12 protein-coding genes are annotated in these 12,041 nt (G+C 65.2%); 2 read left to right on the top strand and 10 right to left on the bottom strand.

Annotation, left to right across the window (positions count from 1 at the left end; translation table 11 throughout):
• Positions 1–107: 107 nt before the first annotated feature.
• Genes QM588_RS06625 through lspA form a run of 3 tightly spaced genes read right to left on the bottom strand, consistent with a single transcriptional unit; the run spans position 108 to position 2,322 of the window.
• Positions 108–767 (bottom strand): hypothetical protein, encoded by a 660-nt coding sequence (locus QM588_RS06625; RefSeq protein WP_283312260.1) that lies wholly within the window; start codon positions 765–767, stop codon positions 108–110.
• Positions 767–1,693, bottom strand: a complete 927-nt coding sequence (locus tag QM588_RS06620; protein ID WP_027497328.1) for an RluA family pseudouridine synthase — start codon at positions 1,691–1,693, stop codon at positions 767–769. The genes QM588_RS06625 and QM588_RS06620 overlap by 1 nt, the downstream gene beginning before the upstream one ends.
• Entirely contained in the window at positions 1,690–2,322 is a 633-nt protein-coding gene (gene lspA, locus QM588_RS06615; RefSeq protein WP_032368097.1) for a signal peptidase II, read from the bottom strand. Before lspA ends, QM588_RS06620 begins: the two co-directional genes overlap by 4 nt.
• Positions 2,323–2,414: 92 nt before the next feature.
• On the opposite strand from lspA, the gene QM588_RS06610 reads away from it, so the two are divergent.
• Both QM588_RS06610 and QM588_RS06605 read left to right on the top strand, forming a co-directional pair.
• Complete coding sequence (locus QM588_RS06610) at positions 2,415–3,377, top strand: hypothetical protein (protein ID WP_283312259.1); 963 nt, start codon at positions 2,415–2,417, stop codon at positions 3,375–3,377.
• On the top strand, positions 3,374–4,117 hold the full coding sequence (locus QM588_RS06605) for a hypothetical protein (RefSeq protein WP_283312258.1): 744 nt from the start codon (positions 3,374–3,376) through the stop codon (positions 4,115–4,117). Before QM588_RS06610 ends, QM588_RS06605 begins: the two co-directional genes overlap by 4 nt.
• A gap of 94 nt (positions 4,118–4,211) precedes the next feature.
• Here QM588_RS06605 and QM588_RS06600 read toward each other — a convergent pair whose 3' ends face one another.
• The 7 genes from QM588_RS06600 to QM588_RS06570 form a co-directional block, all read right to left on the bottom strand.
• Positions 4,212–4,697 (bottom strand): hypothetical protein, encoded by a 486-nt coding sequence (locus QM588_RS06600; RefSeq protein ID WP_202595107.1) that lies wholly within the window; start codon positions 4,695–4,697, stop codon positions 4,212–4,214.
• Between the two features lie 197 nt (positions 4,698–4,894).
• Complete coding sequence (locus QM588_RS06595; protein WP_283312257.1) at positions 4,895–6,256, bottom strand: DNA polymerase IV; 1,362 nt, start codon at positions 6,254–6,256, stop codon at positions 4,895–4,897.
• A 2-nt stretch (positions 6,257–6,258) separates the two neighbouring features.
• Positions 6,259–6,951: a peptide deformylase gene (locus tag QM588_RS06590; RefSeq protein WP_283312256.1), complete on the bottom strand. Its 693-nt coding sequence runs from the start codon at positions 6,949–6,951 to the stop codon at positions 6,259–6,261.
• Between the two features lie 10 nt (positions 6,952–6,961).
• Positions 6,962–10,099 (bottom strand): isoleucine--tRNA ligase, encoded by a 3,138-nt coding sequence (gene ileS, locus QM588_RS06585; RefSeq protein WP_283312255.1) that lies wholly within the window; start codon positions 10,097–10,099, stop codon positions 6,962–6,964.
• A 313-nt stretch (positions 10,100–10,412) separates the two neighbouring features.
• Entirely contained in the window at positions 10,413–10,589 is a 177-nt protein-coding gene (locus QM588_RS06580; RefSeq protein ID WP_027497336.1) for a hypothetical protein, read from the bottom strand.
• Between the two features lie 77 nt (positions 10,590–10,666).
• Positions 10,667–11,521 (bottom strand): DivIVA-like cell division protein Wag31, encoded by an 855-nt coding sequence (gene wag31, locus QM588_RS06575; protein WP_283312254.1) that lies wholly within the window; start codon positions 11,519–11,521, stop codon positions 10,667–10,669.
• A gap of 160 nt (positions 11,522–11,681) precedes the next feature.
• Positions 11,682–11,969, bottom strand: a complete 288-nt coding sequence (locus QM588_RS06570) for a YggT family protein (RefSeq protein WP_027497338.1) — start codon at positions 11,967–11,969, stop codon at positions 11,682–11,684.
• Positions 11,970–12,041 lie beyond the last annotated feature (72 nt).

The following is a 12,041-nucleotide window of genomic DNA, read 5'->3' as shown; positions in this document are numbered from 1 at the left end:
CGAGCCGCGAATGCACCCACTCTAGGCGGTGGAACCGACAGATTTTTCAGGCCGACGGTGTGTCCTGGGAGGACGTGACGGGTGTGACGAACGAGACTGAAGTTACCTCATTCGGCGGGAACCGGACCGTCGTCCGGCAGCGGCCCGACGACGTCGATGTTCTGCGGAAGCAACGGCTCGATGGCGAACTTCCCGGACACCGCGTCGGGCGGAAGTGCCTGTACCGCTCGTACTCCGGGGCGGCCGGCCACCTTCCCGAGCTCGGCCGAGGTACCCCGCACCACCACGGTCACCACGCATGCGCATCCACCCGACAATCGGCGCCGCGACAACGCAGCGATCTGCGACGCCCTGTCCCCTGCCACGACCGATTGCTGCACCTGGCTCGCAGCTCGTGCCGTCGAGTTCAGGATCGAACGTTCACTGCCCGGAATACCGACGGTGAGTATCGGGGTCTGCACGCGATCGACCGGAACTCGGAAGAGCACCTGAGAGATTCGAACCCCGGTCGTGACGGCACCGACCTGTTCGGCAGTGAGTTCACGATCGAACGACACCGATCCCCAGCGAGGTTCGGCATCGTTGCCGAGCAGACTCGCCTCGGCGCGAGCCAGGTAGTCGGTCACCTGCTCGCCGCTGTCCGGGCCGAGCCGGTCGGTGCCCACGCGCAGCTGCCGCTGTGGGTTCAGATGGCCGACGACGGCCAGGCCACCGACCACCAGAGCGACCGCGACGACGACACCGACCACACCCGAGACTCCGCGCATCACGCCTTCCGAAGCACCTCGAGAGCATGTTCGAGGTCTGCCGGGTACTTGCTCTCGATCTCGACCCAACGGCCGTCGGACGGATGCGCGAACCCGAGCGATCGCGCGTGCAGCCACTGACGTTCCAGTCCCAACCGTTCGGCCAACCGCGGATCGGCCCCGTACGTCAGGTCGCCGCAACACGGATGTCGCAGCGCCGAGAAATGGACGCGGATCTGGTGTGTGCGTCCGGTTTCCAGATGAACGTCCAGCAGGCTCGCGGCCTGGAATGCCTCGACCGTGTCGTAATGAGTGACGCTGGGCTTGCCGTCCGCGCGGACGGCGAACTTCCAGTCGTTGCTGCCGTGCCGTCCGATCGGAGCATCGATGGTTCCACTGCTCGGATCCGGATGTCCCTGCACCAGGGCGTGATAACGCTTGTCGATCGTACGAGCCTTGAACGCCCGCTTGAGCACGGTGTACGCCCGTTCCGACGTCGCGACCACCATCACCCCGGACGTTCCCACATCGAGTCGGTGCACGATGCCCTGACGCTCGTGCGCGCCGGACGTGGAGATTCGGAAACCGGCGGCCGCGAGGCCGCCGATGACGGTCGGCCCGGTCCAGCCCACACTGGCGTGCGCGGCGACGCCCACGGGCTTGTCCACGGCCACGACGTCGTCGTCGGCGTAGAGAATCTCCATCCCTTCGACCGGCTCGGCCTCGATCGTCAGCTCACGTGCAGGTTCGGGCAGAGTCACTTCGAGCCACGACCCACCCGAGAGGCGATCGGACTTCCCGACGGCACTGTGATCGACCAGCACCGAACCCTCTTCGGCCAATGCAGCAGCGACCGTGCGCGAGAGTCCGAGAAGTCGCGCCAGACCGGCGTCGACGCGCATGCCGTCCAAACCGTCGGGCACCGGCATGGAACGCGATTCCCTCACGAGTCGGCCTTCTGCGGGGCATCGGACGTGGACTTCGTCACCCGTTCGCCGTTGGGCTCGAAACCGAACAGGCTGAGCGCGACGAGCAGGATGGCCCCGCACACGATGGACGAGTCCGCGACATTGAACACCGGCCACCATCCCACCGATACGAAATCGACCACATGACCCTGGAACGGGCCCGGTGCGCGGAAGAACCGGTCGATCAGGTTCCCCAGAGCGCCGCCGAGAACCAGACCCAGACCCAGCGCCCACCACGGCGAACGCAGCGTTCGACCGATCTTCACGACCCCGATCACCACGGCCACGGCGACCAGCGTCAACAACCACGTCATTCCGGTGGCCATGGAGAACGCCGCTCCGGGATTGCGCACCAGCCGCAGTGTCACGACGTCGCCGATGATCTCGATCGGGTTTCCGGGCTTCACGAAGTGCACCACCACGATCTTCGTGATCAGGTCGAACAGCAGAATCACTGCAGCGATCGCCACCAGGAGTCGGGTCCGCAGAGGTGCGGCGGGCCGAAGCACAGCACTGCCGGCGTCGGACACCTGCCCGTCTGCAGCCTCGCTGGGTTCGGGGGTTGCACTGGTCTCGGTGGTCGGATCGTCGGGTCGGTCGTCACTCACCCGTCCATCATGGCGCATCGACAACCTTCGGTCCGCATCCGAGCCGCGTGGTAGCGGTCTGCGCACACGGTGTCATCAGTAGCCTGGTGCCCGTGAAGTCGACCGAACGCACCCGCACCGTCCGCTCCGGCTTCGTGGCCGCATCCTGTGCAGTGGCTCTACTGGCCGGGTGCTCGAGCGGTGATCCAGATCCTGCACCCGAGCAGACCCCGTCCTCGAACGAGGTCACGATCGCGGTGACGCCCACGACCACCACCGTCGTCGATCCCGGTAGCGAGCCACGGCGCGCGCTCACCTTCGACAGCTCCGAAGCGGACGCGCAGAGCCAGAGCGTCGACCTCACCACCACCTCGACCGTGCAGCAACAGATCAATGCTGCTGCGCCGCAGGATTTCTCCAGTCCGGAACTGACCGTGCCACTGACTGCCTCGGCGTCCGACACCGTCCCGGACGAGGACGCATCGAGCGGGGCCACGACCTCCGTCGAGCTGACCATCGGGGCGGCGACATCACCGGACGCTGGACTGACCGACGCACTCTCCGCATCCGATGGATCGACTGCACGATTGGCCAGGACCGATTCCGGAGCGATCACCGCTCTGCACATCACGCCGGCCGACGATGCCCTCGATACCGCCCGAGCCGCGATCGAACGCTCCTTGAACGCGGCCGTGTACCGATCCATCGACTTTCCCGACGCGGAAGTGGGGGTCGGCGCGGTCTGGACCGTCGATCAGCAAGTGCTCAGTGGCATCACACTGAACCAGCGCACCACGGTCACCTTGCGTGCACTCGACGGCGACCGCGCGACCCTCGACGTGGCCATCACCCAGACGCCCGAATCGTCGGTGTGGAATCTGCCCGACAATGCGGGCACGCTCAACATCGCGTCGTACACCTTCACGGGCGCGGGAACACTCGACGTCGATCTCTCCCAACCACTTCCGGTCGGGGGTTCGATCACGGCAGGCGGCGAGCAGATGTACACCGACCCCGACAGCACCACGGTGCTCCGGCAAACCGTCGGCGATTCGATCACCTGGACTGCCCGATGACGCGCGGTGCCACCCGGGTATTGGCGACGTTGTCGATTTTCGGGATCGCTGTCGCCACCGGATGCAGCACGAACAAGCCGGACGAGACGGTCACGCCTGCTGTCACCACCGTCGCGGCTCCCGACCCGCTGCGCGGTCCGCCCATCACCGACCCGGCGGCGCTGACTGCAGCGATGCTGGGGCTCGCAGACCTGCCGGACGGCTTCTCATCGATCCCCGATCCGGTTCGTGATCTGGGGTTGGATCCGGCACCGGAGTACGACTCGCCGGACCGCTCGAGCACCGACCCGGCCGAGTGCGCCGCCGTTCTCGCACCGGTATCGCAACAGCAGGCCGGAGCCGCGTCGAGCGCTGTGGTCCGCTTCTCCGGTCCGAATTTCTCGTCGATCGACGAGGATGCGGCGAGCTATCCCGCGCCGGGAGCAGCCGAGGCTTTCGCGAACATCCAGCGCGCGTGGTCCGAGTGCTCGACGTTCACCGGGACCGACGCGGACGGTATCGGCGTCGACTACTCGGTGGCGGGGCGTGACCAGACGACGATCGGCGACGCGTCCGCATCGGTTCGACTGACCACCACGAGCGAGGGCTTCACGCTGGTCTCCGACGTCGTGGTGGCGGTGGTCGACTCCACCGTGGTGCAGATCGTCATCTCCGATCAGAGCGGACTCGAACCGGATACCGTCACTGCCGTCGCGAAGTCGGCGGCGGATCGCATTCGATCGGCCGTGCCCAGCGCCTGAACGATGTCCCTACACAAGACGAACTGCCGGTGCCTCCCTCTCGAAAGAGGGTGTCACCGGCAGTTCGCGGTTGGTCAGAGACGATCGGCAGGACTCAGGGTGCGGGGCACGCCGGGCTGGTCAGCTGCGCGAGAGAAACGATGCCGCAGGCGTTCTCCTTGGAGAGCTTCCATACACCGTCCTCGGGGACGAACTTGAACGTGCCGGGGTTGGCCTGGCCGTTGAGCGTGATGGTGATACCGGCGTTGAGCTCACCGGTGCCGAGATCGTCGATGCTGGTGATCTCGATCTGTGCGTTGTTGGCCACTGCAGCGGCGGCGACCTGGTTGATCAGACCCGGATCCTCGGACGCACCCTGGATCAGAGCAGCCTTCTCCTCGACCGGCACGTTGGGATCGAGTCCGCGGTTGAGCTCGGTGTTGAGCTGCTCGACGGTGGGCACCGGCGGGTAGTCCCCGCCTGCGGGAGCAGCGGCCGTGGTGGTGGCAGCCGTCGTCGTCGTGGCGGTCGGCTCGTCGCCGCCACCGGAGCTGCAGGCGGACATCGTCAGTGCACCGGCGATGGCGATACCGGCAACCATGGCCCGTCGGGTGTTGCGAAGCTTCAAGTGCTTGTCCTTTTCACTCTGAGTCACGTATCGATCGTTCTGTGACTCGTCGGTCGTCTGTATGGGGGTCGTCTCGGACCGAGTCCACTATGTCAGCTCGACTCGCCCGAGTCACAACGCGAAGGGCATACCTGTGAAACCTCACAGAGTTTCCTCAGCCGCGCCACAACTCAGGCCAAGCTGTCCAGAACATCGGCCGCGACCAGGTCGGTGTCCGATTCTGCAAAGGTGCGGGCCGTTCCCGGACCGGTGGTCCGCGTCTCGAAGCGGACCGTCACCACCGAATGTCCCGCGCCTTGGACCCAGCCGTGACCGTACCGAACATGCCGAACGTCCATACCCGGTTGCCATCGCGGCCCGTCCTCGACCACGGCGAGGCTCGCGGCCTCTTCCGTCGCCGGTAGCGGCTCGTCCGGGATCGGAGCAACCGGCTCGTACTCGAGTTCGGGGAACAACGATCCCTGCCGAACTGCGGACAGACCGGCGAGCCCTACGCCGACGAGCCGGATCGGTCCGACATCGACCGGATCGACCGCCAACCTCTGAGCAGTGGCCACGATCGTCTGCTTGTCCACCGTCGCGTAGGGCAACGTCGCCGATCTGGTGATGATGCTCATGTCGGACTTACGCAACTTGAGCACGACCGTGCGGGCACCCCGGCCGTCCTTCAGCAACCGGCGATGGGTCGACTCGACGATGGACTCGATCGCCGGGCGTAGTTGCGCGAGAGTCGTCAGGTCGTTCGCGAACGTCGTCTCGGCGCTGACCTGCTTGGCCTCGGCACGCTCGGCCACCACCCGATTGTCGATGCCGCGCGCCAGCTGATGCAGGCTCGGCCCCATGGTGGCACCGAGAATCGACGCCACCTCGGACTCGGGCGTGGCCACGAACTTGCCAATGGTATCGATTCCCAAGCGATGCAACCGTTCTCCGGCAACAGGGCCGATCCCCCACAACTTGCGCACCGGCAGATCGGCCATCAACTCGGCCTGGATGCCGGGCGCTACCACCGTGATTCCATCGGGTTTGGCCAGACCCGACGCGATCTTGGCGATCTGTTTCCCGGACCCGGCACCGATGGAGGCGACGAGCCCGGTCTCCGCCAATACCAAGGCCCGCAGATCGGCGCAGAAGCGCTCGACCTCGGCCACCGTCGCGCCCGCCAGCTCGAGCGGCTCGCCGAAGGCCTCGTCGATCGAGAGCTGTTCCAGCACGGGCATGCGCACGCGAAGCGCCTCGAAGGCACGTCTGCTCAGCTCCGAGTACAGCGGGAACCGCGGCGGCAGGACCACTGCGCTCGCACCGACGAGTCGACGGGCCTGATGCATCGGCATCGCCGAACGAGCCCCGAACGCCCGGGCCTGATAGCTGCACCCGGCCACCACGCCTCTGCCGCCTGCACCGCCGACCAGCACCGGCCGACCCCGCAGCGTCGGCCGCGTCAGCTGCTCGGCGGATGCGAAGAACGCGTCCATGTCGAGATGTAACACCCAACGCCGGCTCCGCAGAGTCCGATCGACACTGTCGGGCATGGTCAACGACAGCTGTCGGGCGACTCGGACGGGGCGTCGGCACCGAAGCCGAGGACGCGTGCGGCCCGCTCAGGTCCGGGATCGGACCACCGTGCGGCGTACTGCTCCGTCGTGGTCAGCGACCGTGTGTGCGCACGATCGATGTACAGCGTGCCGGCGAGGTGATCGCTCTCGTGGGCCACGATCCGTGCGGGCCAGCCACGCACCACCTCGTCGATCTCGCGGCCGGTCTCGTCGGTGCACAGAAGCCGGACTTCCGCGGCGCGGGTGACGACGGCCTGATACCCCGGCACACTGAGGCAGCCCTCGTAGAACGAGGCAGTGCGTCGCCCTACCGGGGTGTACCGAGGATTGATCAACGCTCGGAACGGCAACGAGGTGCGCTCCCGGACCCGGGCGACGTCCACCGCGACATCGAAGAGATCCTCGATCACCGCGATCTGCAACGGAATTCCGATCTGCGGTGCAGCAAGGCCGACACCGGGCGCATCGTGCATCGTCGCACGCATCACCTCGATCAACTCCGTCAACACTTCACGCTCGAGTTGGCCGGTGTAGCGCAGCGCCGGGGAACGCAGCACCGGATGACCGGCGGCGACGATGGGAACGACGCCGCCGCGAGCCTCGGAGAGACGCTCGTGGACGGCATCGACCACCTCCTCCTCGGTCACGACGACCCGGTGCCCCTCGCTCATATGCCCTCGGTCACGACGACTTCGTGATCGCTGCCCGAACTCCCTCACCGAGATCGCTGCCGTCATCGCCGACCGAGCCGTCGACCAGCGACAACGCGAGTACCTCGCGCGCGATCAGATCCCGATGAGCGTCCAGCCACGCCCGTCGATGTTCGGGTACCTCGATGACGATGTCGATACGGTCGGACACATCGAGTCCGTGGCTACGACGCGCATCCTGCAGCTCACGGATGCGGTCCTTGGCCCAACCCTCGGCCTCCAGCTCTTCGGTGACCGCCGAATCGAGCACCACGAGTCCTGCGTTCCCGGGCAGCGGTGCCGTCGATTCCGGCTCCGCGGCAACGAGTCTGCGGGTGTACTCCTCCGGCAGCAACGCGATGCCTGCGGCGCTCACGACACCGTCGGCATCCTCCGACCAGTCACCGGCCTTGACTGCCTTGATGACCTTCTGGACATCCTTACCGATCCGCGGACCGGCAGCGCGTGCGTTCACGACGAGCTCGAATTTGCCGTGCACGGCAACGTCTTCGGTCAGATCCACCTTCTTGACGTTCACCTCGTCGGCGATGATGTCGAGGAACGGACGCAGACGCTCGGCGTCGGCGGCGGCGACGGTCACCTCCGGTAGCGGCAGCCGCACGCGCAAGTTCTGTGCCTTTCGCAGACCGAGAACCGTGGAGCACACGGTACGAACCTCGTCCATGCTGTCGACCAGCTCCGGGTCGGACGGCAACTCGTCGGCCGTCGGCCAATCCGTCAGGTGCACCGATCGGCCACCGGTCAATCCGCGCCAGACAACCTCGCTGATCAACGGCAACAACGGAGCGGCGATGCGGGTGAGCACCTCGAGCACGGTGTGCAGGGTGTCGATCGCGTCGGCGTCCTCGCCCCAGAAGCGTGAACGCGACCGTCGCACATACCAATTGGTCAATGCGTCACAGAACGTACGCAGTTCGTCGCACGCCCCGGCGATGTCGTTGCCCTCGAGCGCATCGGTGATCGCATCCCGCGTGGCGGACAGTTTGGCCAGCACGTACCGATCGAGCACGTGCGGAGAATCGGTACGCCACTGCCCCGGCGTCGACGCGTAGAGCTGCAGAAAGCTCCACGCGTTCCAGATCGGCAACAGCGCCTGCCGTACTCCCTCGCGGATGCCCTGCTCGGTGACGATCAGGTTGCCACCGCGCAGGATCGGCGACGACATCAGGAACCACCGCATGGCATCCGAGCCGTCGCGGTCGAAGACCTCCTTGACGTCCGGGTAGTTCCCCTTCGACTTACTCATCTTCAGACCGTCGTCACCGAGCACGATGCCATGGGCGGCAACGGTTTTGAAGGCAGGCCGGTCGAACAGTGCAGTCGCGAGCACGTGCAGGGTGTAGAACCAGCCGCGCGTCTGACCGTTGTATTCGACGATGAAATCGCCCGGGTTGTGTGTCTGGAACCACTCCTCGTTCTCGAACGGGAAATGCACCTGCGCATACGGCATCGAGCCCGATTCGAACCAGCAGTCCAGCACCTCGGGAACGCGACGCATCGTGGACTTGCCGGTCGGGTCGTCCGGGTTGGGACGCGTCAGGTCGTCGATGTACGGCCGATGCAGATCGGTGGGTCGAACACCGAAGTCACGCTCGAGTTCGTCCAGGCTGCCGTACACGTCGAGACGAGGGTAGGCGGGGTCGTCGGACGTCCAGGCCGGGATCGGGCTGCCCCAGTACCGGTTTCGGCTGATGTTCCAGTCGCGCGCACCTTCGAGCCACTTGCCGAACTGACCGTCCTTGATGTGCTCGGGCACCCAGGTGATCTCCTGGTTGAGCTCGACCATCCGATCGCGGAACTTGGTGACCGCGACGAACCACGACGGAACCGCCATGTAGATCAACGGCTGACCACTACGCCAACTGTGCGGGTACGAGTGCTCGATGGTCTCGTGCCGCAGCAAGCGGCCCGAGGCCTTGAGATCCTTGATGATCACCGGATTGGCGTCGAACACCATCAGGCCCTCGTAGGGCGGCACCAACGACGTGAATTTGCCGCCCGCATCGAGCGGTTGCACCACCTCGATCCCGTTCGCGGTGGCGACGTCCATGTCCTCCTCACCGAATGCCGGTGCGAGATGCACGATTCCGGTGCCGGAGTCGGTGGTGACGTAATCGGCCTCAAGAACGCGATGCGCATTCTCGTGGCCGAGGAAGAAGTCGTAGGGCGGTGCGTAGGCGAGGCCGACCAACTGCGCGCCGGTGTGCTCCGAGAGCACCTCCGGCTCCTCCCCCAGTTCCTTCGCATAGTGCGCGAGTCGAGCAGCGGCAAGCACGTAACGCTCACCGTCGGCACCGCGGACCTGAACGTAGTGCACCTCCGGATGCACCGCGATCGCGAGGTTCGACGGCAGAGTCCACGGAGTGGTGGTCCAGATCAGTGCGTTCGCGCCGTCCAGGGGTGTGCCCGGCGCCGTCAGGGGCATGGTGACGGTGACCGCGGGGTCCTGACGCATCTTGTACGCGTCGTCGAGCCGGGTCTCCTGGTTGGACAGCGGCGTCTGCTCGTACCAGCTGTACGGCAGCACTCGGTAGCCCTGGTAGATCAGACCCTTGTCGTGGAGCGTCTTGAACGCCCACATGACGGACTCCATGAAGTCGACGTCGAGGGTCTTGTAGTCGTTGTCGAAATCGACCCACCGTGCCTGCCGAGTGACGTAATCCCGCCACTCGTCGGTGTACTGCAACACCGACTGCTTGCAGTAAGCGTTGAACTTCGCCAGACCCATCTCGTCGATCTCGGACTTGTCCTTGATGCCGAGTTGCTTCTCCGCTTCCAATTCGGCGGGGAGGCCGTGGCAGTCCCACCCGAAACGACGCTCGACCTTCTTGCCGCGCATGGTCTGGAACCGGGGCACGAGATCCTTGACGTACCCGGTGAGGAGGTGGCCGTAGTGCGGCAGGCCGTTGGCGAACGGAGGTCCGTCGTAGAAAACGAATTCCTCGGCATCGGCGCGGTTGTCGATGCTGGCGCGGAACGTGCCGTCCTCGGCCCATTCGTGCAACACGATGCGCTCGAGATCGGGAAACGGAACGCTCCCCGAGCGACCCTCGGCCAGATCCACCAGCGGGTACGACGCGTTCTCGGTGCGTGCGCTCGAATCTGTCATATCTGTCTCCTCCGTGCCGGACGCGTACGAGACGCGACATCGATTGGCACGGGGACGACATTCGGCGATGGGGACGCCGAGTACCGCGGTACCACCCCGCTTGCTCGGACCGATGGAACCTGCCGGACCGAGCCTCTCCACACGAGCTGTGACGGGCTCACCCGTTCGGTTCTACTGAACAGCCCATTTCGGTCGTTGGTAGACCGAAGCGTCACTGTCGTTCTTCCGAAGGCTCCCCGGTGATGGCCGGATCGACGCCTGAGTTGTTCTTTTGTCTGACAACCGATCGAACTGATGCACTACCGCGTAGATGCTACCTGTCGATCTCCGGCGGTGGTCGTCGCCCGAGTAGGGCCCCGACCAGGAGCAGAACCGCTCCGACTATGCAGATCACGATGCAGGCCCAGGCCCAGACGACCGATCCGGTCATCAGGGCCAGCACCAGGAACCCGAACCCGACAGCCGCCGCGCCGAGAGTCAGAATCAGCACAGGATTCCTCGCTCACCACTCGACGCTACAACCGAGCCCGACGCCGCCTGGACAGGCAGCGTCGGAGAACGATCGCGTCAGTTGTTGCCCTTGGCGTACGACTGGCTGTAGCCGGACGTCTGATTGTCCTGGTTGAAGTTGTCCTGGCCGTTGTCCACCGGCAGTGCCGAGGAACGGTTCTCGAGCTCTTCGAGCTGCGATTCGAGGTAGGACTTGAGGCGCACCCGGTATTCGCGCTCGAACGTCTTGAGCTGCTCGATGCGACCTTCGAGCACGGACCGCTGCTGATTGATCGTCGCCATGATCTCGGTGTGCTTGCGCTCGGCGTCGGCCTGCAATGCGTCGGCCTTCTCCTTGGCCTGGCGAAGCTGGGTCTCGGAGCGAGTCTGTGCATCGGTGAGCAGCGACTCGGACTTCTGCCGCGCTTCGGACATCATCGACTCCGAACGAGCGCGGGCGTCCGACACCAGACGTTCGGCGTTGGTGCGCGCATTACCGAGCAGCTGCTCGGATTCGGTCTTCGCATCGCCGGTGAGGCGGTCCGCCATCTCCTGTGCGAGACCGAGAATCTTCGCGGCCTGCATGTTGGAGTCGCCGCTCTGCTGCGGTGCTGCGGCCACGGGAGCGACCGGCGCGGGCTGCTGAACCACCGGTGGTGGCTCGGGGGGATCTACCGGCCGCTGCGGCTCGGCTTTCGGTGCGGCGACCGGAGCCGACTGCGGGCTCTGGCGCGCAGAGTTCTTGGCATCCGCAAGCTCCTGGTCGAGCTCACCGACGCGCTGGCGCAGGTCGGCGTTCTCTTCGATCAGTCGCGACAACTCTTGCTCGACGAGGTCGAGAAATGCGTCGACCTCGTCTTCGTTGTAACCGCGCTTACCGATGGGCGGCTTGCTGAACGCAACGTTGTGCACATCAGCTGGAGTCAGCGGCATGGAAGGATCCCTTCACGCGTCTTGGGGCGGTAGAGCAAGCATTCAGTTATATGCCATTCCGCGCGAGTGCAGAACAATCAAACTGTAACTGGCGTCCATTCTGTCACACGGGACACGCAGCTTGCGCTGGGTCCCGAGTTCTAACATTCCATCTTCGGCCTCAGGCCGCGAGGCTGCTGGTCACATTCCACAGAATGAACACGACGAACAGCAAAACCATGATCGACAGGTCCAGTCGCACTCCACCGAGGTTGAGCGGCGGAATTATCCTGCGTAGGAACTTCACGGGCGGGTCGGTGACCGTGAAGATCGCCTCCAGAAGGATGACGACCAGCCCAGTCGGTTGCCAATCTCTCGCGAAAGTCCTGATGAACTCGACGATGATTCGACCGATGAGAAGGAGCCAAAAAAGAAACAATACGATGTTGATCACCGTGAACACGATCACGGCTATACTCTGCCTGACTTCGCCGGGCTGAGCAAAGTGCGCTGGTCACAGCCCCGATTTGCCGCCCCAAAG

This window comes from Rhodococcus sp. IEGM 1354, assembly GCF_030056855.1.
Lineage (GTDB): Bacteria > Actinomycetota > Actinomycetes > Mycobacteriales > Mycobacteriaceae > Rhodococcoides.
This window is presented reverse-complemented; position numbering and strand designations above follow the sequence as displayed.